The organism is Paenibacillus sp. Z3-2 (assembly GCF_054161325.1).
This window is the reverse complement of sequence record NZ_CP096397.1, coordinates 2,978,633-2,994,182: the sequence shown is the minus strand read 5'-3', so window position 1 is coordinate 2,994,182 and position 15,550 is coordinate 2,978,633. Positions and strand designations below refer to the sequence as shown.

Annotated in this window: 16 protein-coding genes and 1 pseudogene; 4 read left to right on the top strand and 13 right to left on the bottom strand. The window is 44.5% G+C overall.

Going from position 1 to position 15,550, the window contains the following annotated elements:
• Positions 1 to 162 precede the first annotated feature (162 nt).
• The 3 genes from M1D71_RS13485 to M1D71_RS13475 form a co-directional block, all read right to left on the bottom strand.
• Complete coding sequence (locus M1D71_RS13485) at positions 163 to 438, bottom strand: barstar family protein (RefSeq protein ID WP_145325942.1); 276 nt, start codon at positions 436 to 438, stop codon at positions 163 to 165.
• A gap of 1 nt (position 439) precedes the next feature.
• Complete coding sequence (locus tag M1D71_RS13480; protein ID WP_458126872.1) at positions 440 to 889, bottom strand: ribonuclease domain-containing protein; 450 nt, start codon at positions 887 to 889, stop codon at positions 440 to 442.
• Between the two features lie 181 nt (positions 890 to 1,070).
• Positions 1,071 to 1,832 carry an alpha/beta fold hydrolase gene (locus M1D71_RS13475; protein ID WP_458126871.1) on the bottom strand — a complete coding sequence of 254 codons (762 nt, stop codon included), beginning with the start codon at positions 1,830 to 1,832 and terminating at the stop codon, positions 1,071 to 1,073.
• Between the two features lie 138 nt (positions 1,833 to 1,970).
• On the opposite strand from M1D71_RS13475, the gene M1D71_RS13470 reads away from it, so the two are divergent.
• The 3 genes from M1D71_RS13470 (at position 1,971) to M1D71_RS13460 (ending at position 4,880) form a co-directional block, all read left to right on the top strand.
• Complete coding sequence (locus M1D71_RS13470) at positions 1,971 to 2,582, top strand: TetR/AcrR family transcriptional regulator (protein ID WP_458126870.1); 612 nt, start codon at positions 1,971 to 1,973, stop codon at positions 2,580 to 2,582.
• A gap of 27 nt (positions 2,583 to 2,609) precedes the next feature.
• Entirely contained in the window at positions 2,610 to 3,491 is an 882-nt protein-coding gene (locus tag M1D71_RS13465; RefSeq protein WP_458126869.1) for a helix-turn-helix domain-containing protein, read from the top strand.
• 108 nt (positions 3,492 to 3,599) lie between these two features.
• Positions 3,600 to 4,880 (top strand): glycoside hydrolase family 27 protein, encoded by a 1,281-nt coding sequence (locus tag M1D71_RS13460; RefSeq protein WP_458126868.1) that lies wholly within the window; start codon positions 3,600 to 3,602, stop codon positions 4,878 to 4,880.
• 101 nt (positions 4,881 to 4,981) lie between these two features.
• Here the strand turns inward: M1D71_RS13460 and M1D71_RS13455 are convergent, their stop codons facing one another.
• Both M1D71_RS13455 and M1D71_RS13450 read right to left on the bottom strand, forming a co-directional pair.
• Positions 4,982 to 6,016, bottom strand: a complete 1,035-nt coding sequence (locus M1D71_RS13455; protein ID WP_458126867.1) for an NAD(P)-dependent alcohol dehydrogenase — start codon at positions 6,014 to 6,016, stop codon at positions 4,982 to 4,984.
• A gap of 88 nt (positions 6,017 to 6,104) precedes the next feature.
• Complete coding sequence (locus M1D71_RS13450; RefSeq protein WP_458126866.1) at positions 6,105 to 6,467, bottom strand: hypothetical protein; 363 nt, start codon at positions 6,465 to 6,467, stop codon at positions 6,105 to 6,107.
• Between the two features lie 255 nt (positions 6,468 to 6,722).
• On the opposite strand from M1D71_RS13450, the gene M1D71_RS13445 reads away from it, so the two are divergent.
• Complete coding sequence (locus M1D71_RS13445) at positions 6,723 to 7,286, top strand: hypothetical protein (protein WP_458126865.1); 564 nt, start codon at positions 6,723 to 6,725, stop codon at positions 7,284 to 7,286.
• Positions 7,287 to 7,467: 181 nt separating this feature from the next.
• Here M1D71_RS13445 and M1D71_RS13440 read toward each other — a convergent pair whose 3' ends face one another.
• From M1D71_RS13440 to M1D71_RS13405, 8 genes and pseudogenes are all read right to left on the bottom strand, one after another.
• Entirely contained in the window at positions 7,468 to 8,196 is a 729-nt protein-coding gene (locus M1D71_RS13440; RefSeq protein WP_458126864.1) for an amino acid ABC transporter ATP-binding protein, read from the bottom strand.
• Entirely contained in the window at positions 8,189 to 9,634 is a 1,446-nt protein-coding gene (locus M1D71_RS13435) for an amino acid ABC transporter substrate-binding protein/permease (protein ID WP_458126863.1), read from the bottom strand. The genes M1D71_RS13440 and M1D71_RS13435 overlap by 8 nt, the downstream gene beginning before the upstream one ends.
• A gap of 383 nt (positions 9,635 to 10,017) precedes the next feature.
• A pseudogene (locus M1D71_RS13430) lies at positions 10,018 to 10,300 on the bottom strand (IS30 family transposase); the annotation flags it as partial.
• A 242-nt stretch (positions 10,301 to 10,542) separates the two neighbouring features.
• Positions 10,543 to 11,010, bottom strand: coding sequence for a PAS domain S-box protein (locus M1D71_RS13425; protein ID WP_458126862.1), 468 nt, complete (start codon positions 11,008 to 11,010; stop codon positions 10,543 to 10,545).
• A gap of 1 nt (position 11,011) precedes the next feature.
• Positions 11,012 to 11,851 carry an alpha/beta fold hydrolase gene (locus M1D71_RS13420; protein ID WP_458126861.1) on the bottom strand — a complete coding sequence of 280 codons (840 nt, stop codon included), beginning with the start codon at positions 11,849 to 11,851 and terminating at the stop codon, positions 11,012 to 11,014.
• Between the two features lie 296 nt (positions 11,852 to 12,147).
• A complete protein-coding gene (rbsB, locus tag M1D71_RS13415; protein ID WP_458126860.1) occupies positions 12,148 to 13,080 on the bottom strand; it encodes a ribose ABC transporter substrate-binding protein RbsB in 933 nt (310 codons plus the stop codon).
• Positions 13,081 to 13,094: 14 nt separating this feature from the next.
• Positions 13,095 to 14,057, bottom strand: coding sequence for an ABC transporter permease subunit (locus tag M1D71_RS13410; protein WP_442956207.1), 963 nt, complete (start codon positions 14,055 to 14,057; stop codon positions 13,095 to 13,097).
• A 10-nt stretch (positions 14,058 to 14,067) separates the two neighbouring features.
• Positions 14,068 to 15,549, bottom strand: a complete 1,482-nt coding sequence (locus M1D71_RS13405) for a sugar ABC transporter ATP-binding protein (protein ID WP_458127236.1) — start codon at positions 15,547 to 15,549, stop codon at positions 14,068 to 14,070.
• Position 15,550: the final 1 nt, after the last annotated feature.

Genomic DNA, 15,550 nt, shown 5'->3' with positions numbered 1-15,550 from the left:
TCCTGCCTATCCTATTCCATGCTTAAAGTATAAGGAAGTCTTTTAACCCGAACCTTGATTATTAAGCCATGAAAATAGCATGATCTAGACATGATCCACAATCAACTGAGAAGACCAAAAAAGCGATGGTTGCCCATCGCCTCATAACGCCAATATTACATTTCAATAATATAATTCCAACGTAAATCCTTGGATCTCGCCTTCCACATCCCGCATCAATTCGATGACTTGGTCAGCGTAATCTCCAAGAATTTCTTTGCTTTTCTCGAATCCAAGCCATTGAACAGTAAGCGGCATGCTTACAGCCCCAGTCAAGACATCCCATAATGCGTCCAAATTGGCTCCATAGCTCTCGTCTAACTCAAGCTGTTTCTGGAGCACTTGATGCAACTCTTCCTTGGTGTGAGTGTGGTTTCCGTCAATCTGAATGATGCTCATCTCATTCCTCCGTTTGTTTGATCTGTTCAAATGACTTGTAATGATCTGTCGTCTGGTAGATTAGGCCATCATTCGAGTATAGAATTCGGTCGCTTCCGCGTCGTCCTCCTGAATAATGTATATCAGCTTCGTACCATATCCGACCTTTTTTGTTAGGTAATAAGCCTTCCCGGTTCCTAAATACATCGCCGCCGATGCTTTTGCCAGGAGCTACTTCATGCAGATTCCCTTCACTTGGTACCCAGCCCAATTCTCTGGCCTCTTTCTTGGTCATGTAATTTGGTGGGAGTTCATTGTGCTCCGAGATATAATTGGCAACCTCATCAAATCCCATTTCCTCCGATACTGCTTGAGGAGAGCCGGTATCAAACAAAGACTGTGAAGTACAACCTGTGAACATTAATGCGGCAATGATGATAAATAAAGTGTAAGCCATTTTTCTGAAAAACATAATCTTTTCTCCTTTTGATGTTCTTGCTGCTATTCGTATTGTTGTAACCATGAACAATGACTCTAATGTTAACGACTTGTGGTCATTAAATCAATTCTGTTGAGACAAAAAAAGCCGCTATTTAGCGACTTTATTTCCGATGATAACCGATCATAGCTGAGCATAAGATTAATCCAATACATTAATTCAGTGTATCTAGCCATCTTTCCAATGCTACGACAACCTCTTCCAACTGCTTTTCTTCCGTAACTTTAGGCTGAATATCTCCTTTTTGCATGCCGTATGAGCCAAATTGACCGTGATTTCCACCCTCAATACTCACATATGTCGTGTCTTCCGGCAGATTAGCTTTGGAGTTCTCCCAGTCTTCCCTGTTAAGCACTCCGTCATCCGAGCCTGTAATCTGTAAGATAGACAAGTCTGTATTCTTCAAGCTACCGCCTTCATCAGCATAGGATGCCAGGAAAAAGACGCCTTTCAACTTCTCCGTGTGCTCGGCAGCATACCGTGATGCAAATGATCCTCCCAGTGAATGTCCGCCAATAACAAATGATTCATCAGGATGTTCCTCGATAAAAGAATCAGCCTTGTTCTGACCGAAAATGGCCAAGTTTATTGGCATCTTCGCGATGTATACGCGATGACCCTCTTCTGCCAGTTCTCTGGCAAATGGAGAATAGCTTTCAGGTTCGACTAGACCGCCGGGATAGAAAATAATATTCGGCTTTGTTACCTCTGTACCCACGGGTTCAAACCGGTAACCATCCTTAATCTCGGTGACATTAACCTGACCATCACTTGTAAACGCCGCTTCCGCTCGCTCAGACGGACTATACGTGACTGATTGAAGATATACGAAAACTCCGGCCATGATGATAATGATGGCCAAAATAGTCCACATGATTATCTTTTTCCATTTGTTTGTACGTTGTGCTGTGTTCAACTCTAAAACCACCTTGTCATGAGGATAATGTTTATGTTTTTTCAACCCTCAATAATTATACTTACCAGTAAGTATAATTATAAGATGATTTTGCTTACTATCGTTATTTGTCATAAAATATTCATGGAGGGAAGTCCAATGACAGAAAAATCAACGAAACGTTTACTTGGAAGACCCAAACATGCAGACGAAGATATCTCTATTCAACAAACCATCATTCAAACGGCTTCAAAGCTATTCATGGAGTACGGATACGAAACGGTCACACTTCAGCAAATTGGAAAAAGTTGTAGCGTATCCAAACCGACCATCTATTATCATTTCACCAGCAAACCAGAGCTATTTAAGGTTGCTTTTACAACCATGTTACAGAATGTTAGCCGTTTAACCTCGCATATGCTTGATCAAGCTGAAGATCTGGAATCAGGACTTGTATGTTTGGCTGAGGCCAGATTGGGAAATCCACATGCGGAGATTGAAACGATGCTCAGAGAGGCTGAGCCTTTTCTTGACCACGCTCAGATTCAGGACATACGTGCAGCGGAGCATGGTATTCACGAAGTGTTAGCCACCCATTTCCAGCGGGCAATGGATCAAAACAGACTGCAGACGGATGATCCGTTTTTCCTGGCAGAGACCTTCTCCTCCATGATGCTCATGGGGAATCGGGAAGATAACCTGCACAAATATGGTTCCAATCTTTCATTAGGAAAAAAACTAGTAGATCTCTTCCTTCGTGGGGCGCAGTAAAAATTCAGGGTAACAAGGAGAACTGATATGAATATTCCCAGAGGAACCTATGGTTTTCGGTTCGCTGAAGACAAGGAGCTCCAACTATGTTCACTATTTGCGGCCGGATCTGATTCTATAACGGACCCTTCTTATCTCTGGGATGGACTCGAACGTACGGATGGGCCTCTCCTGTTATTCCAGTATACGATCTCGGGTGAAGGTGTATTTGAGTCAAATAATTGCATCCACCATGTCACTGCAGGACAAGCTTTTTTGGCCGAAATCCCAGGTCCGCATCGCTATTACTACCATTCGGAATCGAAAGAACCTTGGGACTTTCTCTTCCTGTTGTTCCGACCCACGCTTGTTCTGCCCCATTGGCGAAAATTCCTTCGCGAAGTTGGAGAAACACCCTATCTCCCCGCTGACAGTACACCAATCCGGTTGTTGCGAATGATCGTGACCGATGCGGCGACAGGCAGAATCACGGATCCTCTAATTGCATCATCCAGTGTGTATCAGTTCATGACAGAACTGGTTAGATTGCAGAAAACAACGCTGAGCAACAGAGAAAACTGGTCGGGGAACATCCAACGGGCCGTTGAATACATAGAAAGCAACTATTCTAAGATGATCAGTATGGATCATCTTGCGGAACATGTTTGCCTTTCCAAATATCACTTCATACGTCGTTTCTCTTCCAGTACAGGTCTGACCCCGGGCGCTTATCTGACCCGTGTGCGCACTGAGAAAGCGATGGAATTGCTGCGTGGAACTGTTCTTAGTATTGAAGTCATTGCCGAACAAGTCGGGTATTCCAGTGGAAGTTATTTTATCAAAGCCTTTCGTAGTATAACTGGTTTTACGCCAGGTGAATTCCGCAGTGGTGGCGAAAGCCTTGTGTATCGTAAATTGTTCTTCGACTAACCGCAATATTATGCTATTCCACATGTAAGATTACTGTAGATATTAATAAAATCCTTTATTATGATGAATTTAGCGAGAGCAATAATTAATCAGTAGAGGAGTATTCCCATGAATCATACGCTTGCAGCATCAACTCCACCGCTTGGCTGGAATAGCTGGGATTGCTATGGCGCGGCCGTTACAGAAGACGAAATTCGTGGTAACGCCGAGTACATGGCAGAACATCTTAAAGACTTTGGCTGGAGCTACATTACGGTCGATATTCAATGGTACGAGCCTTATGCCAATTCTTCTCAATACCGTCCGTTCGTTCCACTAATTATGGATGAATATTCACGGCTTATGCCTGCCGAGAACCGCTTCCCCTCCGCTGCGGATGGACAGGGATTTAAGCCATTAGCCGACTATGTTCATAGTCTCGGACTGCAATTTGGCATTCACATCATGCGCGGTATTCCACGTCAAGCTGCACATGCCGGGACTCCGATCCTGGGCACAACCGCCACTGCGCGTGATATTGCTCATCCGAACTCCATCTGTCCGTGGAACACAGATATGTACGGTGTTGATAGCTCAAAAGAAGGAGCACAGGCATATTACGATTCGCTCTTTGAACTGTATGCACAATGGGGCGTTGACTTGGTGAAGGTGGACGATATTGCCGCTTCCAGACTCTATGATACCCATCAGCCCGAGATCGAAATGATATCCAAAGCAATTGACCGCTCCGGTCGGCCTATGGTACTTAGTCTGTCTCCTGGACCTGCTCCCGTGGAATACTCGGAATTCTTAGCAGAACATGCGAATATGTGGCGTGTCACGGATGACTTCTGGGATCTTTGGCCGCTGTTATTGGATATGTTCGACCGCTGCCGGACATGGCAAGGTGTCCCCCAAGCAGGTTGCTGGCCAGACTGTGATATGCTGCCTTTAGGTCATATCGGTATCCGTTCTGTAGACGGAGGTGGTGCGGATCGCTGGACTCGGTTCACACCTGACGAGCAGTTGACCATGATGTCGCTGTGGAGCATCTTCCGTTCCCCGCTTATCTTCGGTGGTGAACTGCGAGATAACGATGATTGGACACTGTCCCTGTTAACCAACCGAGAGGTTCTTCGAATGCATCGCGAGAGTTATGGAGCCAGAGAAGCCTTACGTCAAGAAGAACTTATCGTATGGACAGCTCAACATGGTGATGGCTCGTCCTACGTCGCTGTATTCAATACTGGCGAGAAACCTCTGCCCGTGGATCTCAATATAGAGGAAATCAGCCTATCAGGCATTACTGAAGGGACCGAATTGTGGAGCGGAGAAGCAGCTGGATTCACAGAGAACTCCTTAATTGCTAATGTACCGGCGCATGGTGTACGACTCTATCGGTTTTCCTAGGCTTACAAAAGACAAAGAGAGGTCTGTCATTAATTAGACAGACCTCTCTTTCATTTCGGTTTCATCGTTAAGATTGGTTACAAAAGATATCTTTCTACCATTTAAACGTCCCTTTTTTTGATGGAAACGATGACTTTTCCTTTCACACGACCTTCTCCAAGATCTTGAATGGCCTGAGCTCCTTCACTTAATGAGTACTCCTGATCAACAATCGGTAAAACTTGGCCTGATTCAACAAGTTCTTTCCATACCTCTTGATCTTCATGATTCGGTTTATGAACGAGAAGTTTTATTTGCTTATGCTCAAGCCGCGCAATAATCGGTGCCCACAGCAGATTGAGAAGAATACGCCGCATTGGACCTCCGACCATCACATATATGCCTCCGCTGACTAATGCACGCTTCAAAGCAAAAACAGAATGCTTACCGATGACATCCAGAATAAGGTCGTATTGCACTCCCCTTGCAGTAAAATCCGCTTTCCTATAATCCAACACATGGTCAGCTCCAACAGCGTTTAACATACTTAGCTTGTCAGCGCTATCAACGCCAGTCACCTCTGCCCCAAGCAATTTGGCATATTGGATGGCAAATGTTCCGACTCCGCCACCGGCGCCATTAATCAGAACACGTTGCCCCTTTTGCAGATCTCCCCGATCACGCAGGCCTTGCAACGCCAGTACGGCTGCCTGAGGGATGGCTGCTGCCTGCACATAGTTGATACCCGCAGGTTTTGATGTCAAGGCACTTTCCGTAGCACATACATATTCAGCGAATCCGCCCCAGTTGCAGCCGGAAAGATCTCCGAACACCTCGTCTCCTGGTTTGAATCGTGTGGCAGCAGCCCCAACGGCGATTACCCGACCTGCTACATCTGCTCCAAGAATTCGATAACGAGGCTGCCGGACCGCGCCGATGCGGGTAACGAATGGTTTACCACGAAGGAGATCCCAATCCCAGGAGTTTACCGAGGTTGCATGGACCTCAATTAATACTTCATGATCCTTGGGCACAGGGATGGCTACTTTTTCTAATCGAAGGACTTCTGGCGTTCCGTAAGTATCATATACCAATGCATTCATGCTGTTATTACTTTGTTCGCCGGGCAATCCAGCATCATTCGTTTTTTCTCCCATGATCATTCTCCATTCGACAGACGTATGTGTATCCATGGTCATTTACCCAGTGTTCCCGTCAAAGTAGGCAGACTGCAGAAATGAATAATTAATTTTCCAGATCATCCATAGCTTGAACAGCTAGATGAAATGCTTTAATTCTTCTTTCCAGAAGAGTTTTTTGAGGGCTACCTTCTTTGGATTTAGCATACATGCTCTCAAGAGATGGGAACAATCCAATCAAAACAAGGCGAGCCCCTGCTATGTCTTGTTCGGTGTACGGATGAGATTTTCGGTTCCAGACAAATTCCAACATGGCTAAGCCGATGTATAAAGCTTTGAAGCGTTTCTGCACTAGAGTCGTGTTATTACCTTTCTGAGTCATATTCGCTAAGGCATTTTCTGATTTGCGGATTGTTGATTCAAAGGCTTGGATGGATTGCAATTGTTCTTCATGAGACATCATCTCCATGGAGTATGGACCTCCTTTTTTCCCTGAACGATTTCACTTGAACACTTGTATTCATTCCACTTATTGAATATTATCTTACGCCACTTAAAGAGATCGAGCAATTAGAACAACAATCCACTACTCAGAACCAGTTCTAGACAAAAAATGATTTGTTTTCGCTAACCCATTGAGCAAACGTTGAATTGATTCAGCCCAACCATAGAGGGAATTTTTTCTCCTGAGATTAAAGCTGATAATGGATACAGATACTATTCGATGAATCAAATGGATGTCTTTAAAGTCATCACCATTCTTAAAGAATTGGATATGCCTTTGAAGGAAATTAAGAATTATCTGGATCAAAGATCCCCAGAGAAACTAATCACTTTGCTTGAGGATGAAGAGGCTCTTCTAGAATTGAAAATTAATAAACTGATTAAAATGAAACAACTAATCTCAGAGAAAAAAGAAATCACTGCTTCTGCGTTAAAAATCAATCCAGCCTTCATTGGTTTTGAAGACATGTCGGCGGAAGCCCTGGTTATTACCGCGGCCGACCCTTACACCAATGACGAGAGCTTCTATGAATCAATGCTTAAGCATGACAAGTATTTAGAGAGTCATAATCTGAACGCATCTCATACGGTAGGCTGGATGCAAGATACCAAAGCGGTATTAGCCAATGAAGCGTTCAATTACGATTATCTGTATACCCGAATCAGTAACGATTCAATGCATGCCAATTTCAAAAAGGAGAACGGTACTTACTTAATTGCCTATCATACGAATGGGTATTCCAGTGTGGAGACAACCTATGACCGAATGCTAGAACACTGTTGAACGTAAGGGTTTAAACCTTACTGGATATTTTTATGAGGATGTTTTGTTAGATGATCTTTCGGTGAGAGGTTATGAGCAATATACGATTAAAATTTCTGTTCGCATTTCAAAATAAGGAGTAAACCATAAAACAAAAAAAGCCGCTTAAATAGCGACTTTCAATGTTTTACCTGTATATGTTCTAGAGTACTTTTTCCAAGAAGCTGATCGTCCGCTCATTCTTCGGATTCCCAAATATCTCTGCAGGAGTACCCTGCTCGACAATATAACCACCATCCATGAAGATCACGCGATCAGCTACCTCACGGGCAAAACCCATCTCATGGGTAACGATCATCATCGTCATGCCTTCGCTCGCGAGGTCTTTCATAACACCTAGGACTTCTCCTACCATCTCAGGGTCCAGCGCCGAGGTTGGTTCATCAAATAACATGACATCCGGATTCATGGCAAGTGCACGAGCGATAGCTACACGTTGTTTTTGTCCACCTGATAGTTGCGTTGGATAGCTGTCTGCTTTGTCAGACAGACCCACACGTTCAAGTAATTGGAGTGCTGTATCACGCGCCTGCTGTGCATTTAATATCCCGAGTTCTCTGGGTGCAAACATGATGTTCTTAAGTACACTAAAATGTGGGAACAAGTTAAAATGTTGAAATACCATTCCAATATTTTCACGAGCTTTGTTCAAATTGGTTTTAGGGTCATTTAGATCCTGATCATCCACGATCACTCGGCCTGCCGTAATGGCATCTAATTGATTGATGCAGCGCAAGAAAGTACTTTTCCCTGAACCGGAAGGTCCGATGACACAGACGACTTCTCCTTCGTTGACCGCCACATCAATTCCCTTAAGGACCTGATTCGTACCGAAACTTTTTTTTAAACCTTCAACTTTTATTTTAGCCACGACGAACCTTCACCTCCAGATAATCAGCAATTTTGGTCAATGTGATGATAACAATCAGGTACATAATCGCAACCGTTAACCAAATGTCAAAAGAGGAGAACGTTCTTGCAATTACGATTTTACCCGATTGTGTCAACTCTACGAGACCAATAACGGACAAGATTGACGTATCCTTCAATGTGATAACCATCTGGTTAATGAAAGAAGGTATCATAACCCGTACAGCCTGCGGAATGACGATTTTTATCATTGCTTTACGATAAGGAAGTCCCAATGAACGGGCAGCTTCCATCTGTCCACGATCAATCGATTGAATACCGCCACGAATAATCTCGGTGACATACGCTCCTGCATTCAAACTAAGTGTGAGTATCGCTGCCAAGAACAACGGCATCGTGAATCCCATAGCCTGTGGTATCCCGAAATAAATAAAGAATGCCAGGACAATCAGCGGAATGCCGCGGAAGATATCCACAAATACGGTGGCAACACCACGAAGGAATTTGTTCTGTCCTACCTTCATAAATCCGAAAATCAGACCAATGATAAATGCGAAGAACAGTGATACTATTGTGTATAAAAGGGTATTTCCCAACCCTTTAAACAGGGCAGGAAGAGATTTCTGAATGAGCTCCCAACGACCCTGAGTAGCAACTTGGGCATTCTCTCCAACATATTCCTCTATAATGCGCTCATACTCACCGTTAGCTTTGATATTCACAAGGCCAGCATTGAACATCTCCAGAAGTTCCTGATTTTCACCCTTACTTACCGCAAATCCGTAGGAAGCCCCGTCTTCTTTGTCGGTAACGACTTTTAAACCATTATTCTGTTTTACCCCAAACCTTAGAACAGGTTCATCTTCAAAACACGCGGCCGAATTACCGGTCTTAACATCATCATACATTTGTGAAGAATCGTCGAAAGGAACAATGGTAAAGCCATATTTCGAGGCGATGGACTCAGCAAAGCTGTACCCCTCTGTACCCGTTTTGACGGCGACCTTTTTACCGCGAAGATCTTCGTAGCTTTTAATGGTGTCATTACTGGCGCTAATCCCCATAACTACACCTGAATCATAGTATGGCTCTGAAAAATCAAATTTTGCTTTTCTTTCATCCGTAATACTCATCCCTGCGATCACACCATCGACCTGGTTGGCCTCAAGCGCTTGCACAGCTGCATTAAATCCAAGAGCTTTAATTTGGTACTTGAAATTCTGATCTTTGGCGATTGCTGCCAATAGATCCATATCAATACCTACATAATCACCATTCTCATCTTGATATTCAAATGGAGCAAATGTGATATCGGTTCCAATAACATACGTTTTACCGGAATTGGATGTTGCTTCGGCGGACCCCGCCCATCCTGACAGACCGCTCACCAGGAGCAGCATCAGTGAAAGTATAAAAAATGAGATCTTCGTTGTTTTCATGTGTCCTCCCTGTCTCGGTGTGTCCGAATAATCATTATTTTCTTTGGTATCGGTATTACTGCCCTGCTTTTAATCGATCTTTTGCACATTTGATTGTTATTATTTACTGTATATTAACAATCAATGCTCTGCCTTTCCACTTGCAACATTTTCCTCCGCAAAATTTTTTCCAACCAGTAAATGCCCTCATATACTTACCCTTAAGGTAAGCTTTACGAAACCTAATATTACATCGCAAATCAGAAAAAAGGTACATTTATTTTTAAATAATATCATTTAAAATTTAAAAAAAACGCGTTTTTCCGCGACTTTTTATAGTACAGATTTTTTATTTGACGGATTGTCAAACCAAGTGCGAAAGTGGAATACGGATCAGCGAATTAAACGTGCAGGTTATGCGTGGTTTCCAGACTGCCGTAACAGGCAAACTCCTTTCCTCGGTCGGTCAGTCGTGGCTGTGAGAAAGGTCCCTGTGGGTACTGCGAGATCGCTACATCGAGCACAATCTCCATCGACAACACGGTACAGTCGGGCATGTGGACAGCGGTATAAAGACGTGTATTACGTTCAATCAAAGTGTCCCGGCAGCCTTTCTTTCCCACGACCCGATACGACGGTATCCAGTTTCACATTCCCAAACGTTTCACGGGATCTTACTCTTTGGGGCGATCAGAACCCTTGTGCCGAAGAAACTGTGATAGCCTTGAACCAAGCGCCCAGTTCGAGTCGGGGATGTCGTGAAGCGTTCCCATGCTCCATGTTTTCTTCTCTCTGCATCAAGCGCAAGTGGCGACCTCAAATCGCTTCTCGCTTCCGGATTGACTTCAGGCAGTTACATTCGACGAATGAACCTGTTATCCTTCAAACCTATTACCCGATCTACCTTTATACAAAAAAAGCAGTCTAAGCTAGACCCTTGAATTAGATATAGAAGCAAGTTCTGCCCTCTTATTTTCAAGCTCCAGCTCAATCCGATGTAGTTCATCTTTCGCTTTCCGATATGCTTTCTCAGCTTGTTCAATCTGCTGCTCGTATTCCTTCCTGCGCAGTATGGGAATTAAGACACAATCGTAAACCGTCTCCTCTCCCCGTTCTCGAATCACAGCATTTAAAAGAACAGGAAGTTTTCCGTTGCTAACAGTTTTCAATATTAAATACATTTCATCAACGTGGTGATTAAGATTAATCAACGACAAAAAATAGATCCGAAAGAACACTTGGCTGGATCGGGTCAGCAGGGATTCAAAGCTGATGCCGATTATCCCTTGTTTTTCATATTGTAGCAAGTGACAAAAGGTATCGTTGACGTTGCGTATCGTCCGATTTTGATCCATCGACAAATAACCGCAGGGGGCGTAATCCAACCGTTCGTCCATATTATGTGTACATCTCGCTTTCCTGTATCGATTCGATTGAGGTGATATATTCTTTGATGTGTCGAATGGTTTCATTTGGATGACTAAGGTGTGGACAATGACCGGTTGCTTCCATCAGTCGGAATTCGCTCCCCTTCACCCTCTGATGGACGTAGGCTCCAGCTTCCAGCGGAGCAATTGCATCATCGGAGCATTGCAGGATCAAGGAAGGCACCACTACCTTGTCGAGTTCCTTACGATAATCAGAGAAAAAAGTTGCCTCCGCAAAACGACGGGCCACCTTAGGATCGGTTGCGCAAAAACTAAGCTCCAGCTCTTCGGATAATTCCGGCCGGTCTGTATTTCCCATGATGACAGGAGCCAGATAACTCGCCCAACCTTGAAAGTTTTGATCCATCATGTCCATTAAAGCAATCAGATCTTCCCGATCAAATCCGCCGATGTAATCCGGTAGATCGTTCAAATAGCATGCAGAAGGTCCGATCAGCACAAGCCGCTCAAAGTATTCTGGTCGTTGAATAGACGCCAGCAAAGCGATAGTTGCACCAACGGAGTGACCTACTAGAATGGCATTCTCTAATTCAAGTGCTGAACATATGTCCAAAATATCCTGGGCATAACCGTTCAGATCATGATAACGACAAGGATCATAGGCTTGAATGTCGGACTTTCCCGAACCTACAAAGTCAAACAATACCACCTTGTACTTCTCTTCGAAAGCTGGCACGATAAATCTCCACATATTCTGATCACACCCAAAGCCATGGGCGAATATAAGAGCCTTGGAACCATGGCCTGTTACTTTGACGTTGTTTCGGATGAGAATCTGTTGATTATCCATTGACTCTTCCTCCCGGTTATGCTGAATTTATAATTACAATCTAATACATCATACAACTATATCATATATAATGTCCTGAAAGTCTAATCGACCTTCTTCATTTGCAGCAGAACCTTCGCGCTATCCGTTGGCCTCCCTAGGTCATCTCCAATGTAATGACTATGAAGTCAATATGAACCTTTTATGAACCAGCCTATAATTAAAGAATCCATTAATAAAAAAAGCCGCTAAATAAGCGACTTTTAATGAAAATACACGAAACCTTACATTCTGTACTAATTAAGGCTAATCATTATTTATTCGTTAACATTTTCCTTGGTTACCAGTTTCAATTCAGCGGGGATCGATGGCTCCACCTGCTTACCACTGAGCACATCCAGAGCAGCTTGCAATGCCAATTCGCCAATCAGTACGGGCTGCTGAGCGACCGTAGCCGTCAACTTTCCATCCTGAATGGATTTGATTGCATCGTCATTGCCGTCAAATCCGATGACCGGAATGTCCTTACCCGAGCTTTGGATCGCTTCAATCGCACCAAGTGCCATCTCGTCATTATGAGCAAATACAGCCTGTACGTCAGGATTACCCTGAAGCAGGTTCTCCATGACATTTAACCCTTTGGACCGATCGAAATCGGCAGACTGTTTGGAAACCACATCGAGTTTCTGGTCAGCCACTTCATGGAAGCCTTTACCCCGCTCTCTTGTTGCGGAAGCACCAGGCACACCCTCAAGTTCAATAACTTTTGCTCCCTCACCCAGTTGTTCCACGAAGTATTCTGCTGCCATGCGTCCGCCCTTAACGTTATCAGACGCCACTAATGCCGCTACTTCGCCTTTATCTGCGGAGCGATCCAGCGTGATCACGGGAATGCCCACGCTGTTGGCGGATTGAACCGCTGTAGAGATCGCTGCGGAGTCTGCAGGGTTAATCAGAAGTGCACTAACTCCCTGTTGAATGAGATCATCCACATCATTCGTTTGTTTGGCAGAATCGTTCTGGGCATCAACCACGATGACCTGTATTCCTTGTTTTTTAGCTTCAGCAACTACCCCGTCCTTCAATGATACGAAGAATGGATTATTGAGTGTTGATATCGATAAACCTATTTTCTTCTGTCCGTTACTTTTGGAAGGGTCAGGTTTCGCCCATTCCGGTGGCTCCAGAGAGCATCCGGCCAGAACGATGATCATCAGCATGCTTACGAGTGTTATAGTCCACTTTTTCATATTCGCTTCTCTCCTTATGCTGTTTTCTTGCGGTCCAACAGGACAGCAATAGCAATTACGACGCCTTTCACAACCATTTGGTAAAAGGAGTTTACTTCAAGCAAGTTCAATCCGTTATTCAATACGCCGATAATCAGAACACCGATCAGTGTACCGACGATACGTCCGCGTCCTCCAGCGAGGCTTGTGCCACCCAATACAACGGCTGCGATGGCATCCAGCTCATAGGATGTACCTGCTGTTGGTTGTGCTGAGTTCAAACGCGATGTCAGAATTGCACCCGCCAGAGCAGCGAGCATACCTGTCAGGGAGTAAATCATAATTTTCACGCGATTTACTTTGATACCCGAGATAATGGAAGCTTTCTCATTACCACCAATAGCGTACGTTTTGCGGCCAAAAGCCGTTTTATGCAAAATAATCCACAGAATCATAAAGGTAATCAGCATGGTGATTGCAGGAACCGGAATGCCCAGCAGGTAACCGCGGCCAAACAGTTGGAACAATAGATTATCGCCGAGTCCTGTAATTGGATTACCATTCGTGTACACCAATGTTAATCCCCTGAATATGGTCATGGTAGCGAGTGTAGCGATAAACGGAGCCATTTTGCCTTTGGTAATCATCAGTCCGTTCACCATACCCATGACACCACCGAGCGCTACACCGATAATGATGGACAAGATTGGATCCAGGCCGGACAACATCATATTCGCTACAAAAGCACTGGATAAAGCCAGGATCGAGCCGACCGACAGATCGATTCCGCCCGTCAGGATAACAAACGTCATACCGAAGGCAATTAGTGCATTAATCGAAACTTGTCGTAATAAATTCAAAATATTAAGCGGTTCCAAGAAACTTGGATTCAACACCGATACGATGAGAATAAGAATGATCAAGCCGAGTAGCGGTCCCAATTTTTGTATCACATTTGAGAAACGGAAGCCGCTTTTAGCCGTTTTGTTTTCCTGCATTGTTGTCATATCACTGTCCCCCTGTGGCCAATGTCATAATGTTCTCTTGTGTTGCTTCTTCCCTCGAAACCTCACCACTGATGTGCCCTTCATGTACAACCGCAATTCGGTCACTCATGCCAAGCACTTCAGGCAGCTCTGACGATACCATGATGATGGCGACACCGCGGTCTGTCAGCTCATTCATCAATTCATAGATTTCTCGCTTCGCGCCGACATCCACCCCTCGAGTAGGTTCATCCAGAATTAGTACACTTGGACCGATTCCAACCCATTTGGCGATGACCACCTTCTGCTGGTTGCCCCCGGACAGATTCCTAGCTGCCGTTTCTGAGGATTGTGTTTTGATCTGTAGACGTTTGATCAGTGTATCTACGAATTCTTGTTCTTTTGGAGCTGAGATGAATCCTTTGCTTGAGAAACTGAACAGATTCGGCAATGCCATATTCTCGCGAATCGAGAAGTCTAATACCAGGCCCTCATCCTTGCGGTCTTCTGTGATAAACCCAATACCATGTTTCACGGCATCCGCCGGTTTACGGATGTTCGCCTTTTTGCCACGAATGAAGATTTCACCGCTATCCAACGTATCCAAACCGAAGATTGTTCTCATAATCTCTGTCCGTCCAGAACCCATAAGTCCTGAGAAACCGAGTATTTCTCCCGCTCTAACAGTGAAGTTGATATTTTCGAATAACCCTTTGCTGCTTGCATTCCTTACTTCCAGAACGACATCACCATAAGAAGGTTTCCGAACGGGATAACGCTCCGTAAGTTCACGACCTACCATTTTTCGCACCACTTCATCAAAGCTTGTCTGCGGAATGGGCTGGGTGTCTACCGTTCTGCCATCACGCATAATGGTAATCCGGTCACAGATCGTGAATATCTCCTCCATCCGGTGAGAAATATACACAATGGATACTCCGTTTTTCTTTAGCGAGGTAATTACACCAAACAGCTTCTGTATCTCACGCTCCGTGAGAGCTGCCGTTGGTTCGTCCATAATGATGACCTTGGCATCCGTCATGAGTGCTTTTGCGATTTCAATCATCTGTTGCTGCCCGACGGAGCACTCTCCAGCAGGACTTTCGAGCGGAATGTCTACGGAAAGCTTCGCGAACTGTTCTTTGGCGAGCGCTTTCATTTGTCTCGTGTTGAGCAATCCGAAGGATGACGTCAGTTCTTTACCGATGAATAGATTATCCAGCACCGTCATTTCAGGCCATACGTTCAGCTCCTGATGGATAAATGTGATACCCAGCTTCTCTGCTTCCTTCGGACTCACAAAATAGTTTTCTTCTCCGTCTATGGTGATGGTTCCCTGATCTCGCTGATGGAGACCAATCAGAATGTTCATCAATGTGGATTTGCCGGCTCCATTTTCCCCCATCAAGGCATGAACCTCACCATCTTTTAGTTCAAAATCCACTCCGCTCAGCACCTGATTGGTGCCAAATGCCTTATGAATGTTTTGCATCTGAATGTGCATC

What these genes read in the sequence shown, in the direction of transcription:
- M1D71_RS13485 (WP_145325942.1), bottom strand. Translation starts at nt 438, where the DNA reads ATGAGCATCATTCAGATTGACGGAAACCACACTCACACCAAGGAAGAG.
- M1D71_RS13480 (WP_458126872.1), bottom strand. Translation starts at nt 889, where the DNA reads ATGTTTTTCAGAAAAATGGCTTACACTTTATTTATCATCATTGCCGCA.
- M1D71_RS13470 (WP_458126870.1), top strand. Translation starts at nt 1,971, where the DNA reads ATGACAGAAAAATCAACGAAACGTTTACTTGGAAGACCCAAACATGCA.
- M1D71_RS13465 (WP_458126869.1), top strand. Translation starts at nt 2,610, where the DNA reads ATGAATATTCCCAGAGGAACCTATGGTTTTCGGTTCGCTGAAGACAAG.
- M1D71_RS13460 (WP_458126868.1), top strand. Translation starts at nt 3,600, where the DNA reads ATGAATCATACGCTTGCAGCATCAACTCCACCGCTTGGCTGGAATAGC.
- M1D71_RS13455 (WP_458126867.1), bottom strand. Translation starts at nt 6,016, where the DNA reads ATGGGAGAAAAAACGAATGATGCTGGATTGCCCGGCGAACAAAGTAAT.
- M1D71_RS13450 (WP_458126866.1), bottom strand. Translation starts at nt 6,467, where the DNA reads ATGGAGATGATGTCTCATGAAGAACAATTGCAATCCATCCAAGCCTTT.
- M1D71_RS13445 (WP_458126865.1), top strand. Translation starts at nt 6,723, where the DNA reads ATGAATCAAATGGATGTCTTTAAAGTCATCACCATTCTTAAAGAATTG.
- M1D71_RS13435 (WP_458126863.1), bottom strand. Translation starts at nt 9,634, where the DNA reads ATGAAAACAACGAAGATCTCATTTTTTATACTTTCACTGATGCTGCTC.
- M1D71_RS13425 (WP_458126862.1), bottom strand. Translation starts at nt 11,010, where the DNA reads ATGGACGAACGGTTGGATTACGCCCCCTGCGGTTATTTGTCGATGGAT.
- M1D71_RS13420 (WP_458126861.1), bottom strand. Translation starts at nt 11,851, where the DNA reads ATGGATAATCAACAGATTCTCATCCGAAACAACGTCAAAGTAACAGGC.
- rbsB (WP_458126860.1), bottom strand. Translation starts at nt 13,080, where the DNA reads ATGAAAAAGTGGACTATAACACTCGTAAGCATGCTGATGATCATCGTT.
- M1D71_RS13410 (WP_442956207.1), bottom strand. Translation starts at nt 14,057, where the DNA reads ATGCAGGAAAACAAAACGGCTAAAAGCGGCTTCCGTTTCTCAAATGTG.
- M1D71_RS13405 (WP_458127236.1), bottom strand. Translation starts at nt 15,549, where the DNA reads ATGCACATTCAGATGCAAAACATTCATAAGGCATTTGGCACCAATCAG.